We start from the raw sequence: 2,210 nt of genomic DNA on the forward strand, positions 1-2,210 counted from the left end.
GGGTTCCTTTATTGCGATATGCTGCAGAATTCCCTTTTTCTTGATAAAGAGGCCTTGTTTGTCGAAGGAACGCCGGAACCCATCGATAACCACGGGAACGACCACGGGTTTATAAGTCTTTATAATATGTGCAGTACCTTTTCTGAGGGGCTTCCAGGGCGTAGTCGTCCCCTGGGGAAAGGTGATCACCCAGCCGTCATCCAGGGCCTTGCCAATATTGCTGATATCGCTGAACTTTACCCGACGGTTGACGTTCTTACCGTCGGCTCTCCAGGTCCTCTCAATACTTATAGAGCCGGCGTAGGCCATTATTTTGGTTAACAAGCTTTTGCTCATCGTCTCTTTGGCGGCCACGTAGTAGGTATTCAACTTGGGTTTCCAGAGATAGCCCACATTCTTTATAGAATTCTCACGCCCCGAGAGACTGGCGTTAAAGACATGGAGCATCGCCACGACATCGGCGAAATACGTCTGGTGGTTGCTCACAAAAAGCACGTTGGTATCCGGCAATTCGGGGATAATCTCAGAGCCCTCAATCTCGAGGGTGTTAAAACCCTTATACCGCTGGTGCGTGAGCAAGCCCATAATACGGGTAAGCCATAATTTCAGGATCAGGTAATGCCCAAAAGGATTCTTTTTAAAAATGCCCATGAAAGCTAAAATACAAAATTCAGGTCAGAAGAATCTGCTTTAAAAGGCTTTTGACCTCATTGAGCATCATGGCTGTGGCCCCCCAGATAATATGACCTTCTAAATGGAATGCCGGTACGGTGATTTCCCGGGCATAAGATGTGGTCAGCTGCCGCGTCACCAGGTTGGCATCACTCAGCACATCCTGCAGGGGCACTTCTATCAGGGCAGCCACTTCGGAATCCTGCTTTCTGAAATCAGGGCTATGGGGTAGTAGCCCGATGAATGGACTCACTTCAAATCTGCTCGGGGGGATGTAAACCTGACTCATCGCCCGGATCAATTGGATCTCATGGGCCGGGATGCCGACCTCTTCTTCAGTTTCCCGCAGGGCGGTTTGTTTCAGGTCCCGATCGGACTTTTCAAATTGCCCCCCTGGGAAGGCTATCTGGGCTGAATGTACTCCCGGATAAGAGTTGCGGAGAATAAAGAGCAGTCGTGCCACCCCGTCAGTCCCGGGATAAAACAACGCCATAACCCCTGCCCTTCGGTAATCTGCTGGCCGTTTCGCCATCGCCTTCAATTCAGCGATCCGCATTTCGGGAGCCATTTCAAGATGTGCGGACTCCCCCGGTAGTGGAAGATTTTTTATTTTTGAAATCCTTTCAGAAAAACTTTTGAAATCCATGTCCGCTTTTAAACCCTTTTTAACCCTTCTACTCATTGGCCTGGCTTGCCTGGCTTGCCGGGAACAAAGTAATGAAAAACTACCCAAAGGGGAACAGCCCGAAAAAGCTACGGATTCCCTGGACGCCAGCTTAGATGCCCGGGAGGCCTCCACCAGAAAAGACACTACTTCTTTTGTACTCACAGAAGATAATGCCATTGACTTTTTCTTCAATTACCAGAAGGACCTAAAAGTCAATAAAGTCCGTCTGCAAACGAGTATGGGAAGTTTTACCGTCCAACTCTACGACAATGTCCCTTACCACAAATCCAATTTTATCTACCTGACGCGAAAAGGGTATTTTGACAATACAATGTTCCATAGGGTCGTTCCCAATTTTATCATTCAGGGGGGGAATGCAGATAACAAGGAAACGGCGCGAAAACGCAGGGAAATCGGCAGATATCTCCTGCCCCCGGATACCCGTAAAGGGCATAAACACCACAGGGGAACCATTTCAATGCCCTCCAGTGAGATCGACAACCCACATATGCTCGCGTCCCCTTTTGAATTCTTTATCGTAGTGACCGATCCCGGATCGTATCACCTGGACGGGAATTACACCGCCTTCGGAAGGGTTATTCAGGGAATGGATGTTGTGGATCGCATCAACCAGGTACCCATAGATGACGGGGAATGGCCGATGCAAAATATCTATATCGAAAAAGCAGAAGTTCTCGAATAACTCCTTCAGGGAGTTGCTTTTTTATAGATGTTCGGCAAGGTGATATGATAGCGAACTGCGGCCAGACGAATACCGATTACAATGACCACTCCTAAGATATAGGCATAGCCCTCCGGCATTGGGGTCTGCCGAAGCAGAAAGTAACCCACCCCTCCCAGAATACAGGCC

General features: G+C 48.8%; 3 protein-coding genes. 1 reads left to right on the plus strand and 2 read right to left on the minus strand.

Annotated elements, in window-relative coordinates:
* Nucleotides 1-651: lysophospholipid acyltransferase family protein (locus WBV75_RS03785; RefSeq protein WP_424119323.1), on the minus strand; the 651-nt coding region annotated here is incomplete at its 3' end.
* Between the two features lie 19 nt (nt 652-670).
* The gene (locus tag WBV75_RS03790) at nt 671-1,318 is read right to left on the minus strand and encodes an NUDIX hydrolase (protein WP_424119324.1); all 648 of its coding nucleotides are present in this window, start codon (nt 1,316-1,318) and stop codon (nt 671-673) included.
* Here WBV75_RS03790 and WBV75_RS03795 point away from each other — a divergent pair.
* Nucleotides 1,317-2,042 carry a peptidylprolyl isomerase gene (locus tag WBV75_RS03795; protein WP_424119325.1) on the plus strand — a complete coding sequence of 242 codons (726 nt, stop codon included), beginning with the start codon at nt 1,317-1,319 and terminating at the stop codon, nt 2,040-2,042. The genes WBV75_RS03790 and WBV75_RS03795 overlap by 2 nt on opposite strands.
* Nucleotides 2,043-2,210 lie beyond the last annotated feature (168 nt).

Origin of the sequence: Robiginitalea sp. (genome assembly GCF_049588695.1) — a bacterium.
In the GTDB taxonomy this organism is placed as follows: domain Bacteria; phylum Bacteroidota; class Bacteroidia; order Flavobacteriales; family Flavobacteriaceae; genus Robiginitalea.

Coding starts and splice junctions, on each gene's coding strand:
- WBV75_RS03795 (WP_424119325.1), top strand. CDS start 1,317: ATGTCCGCTTTTAAACCCTTTTTAACCCTTCTACTCATTGGCCTGGCT.
- WBV75_RS03790 (WP_424119324.1), bottom strand. CDS start 1,318: ATGGATTTCAAAAGTTTTTCTGAAAGGATTTCAAAAATAAAAAATCTT.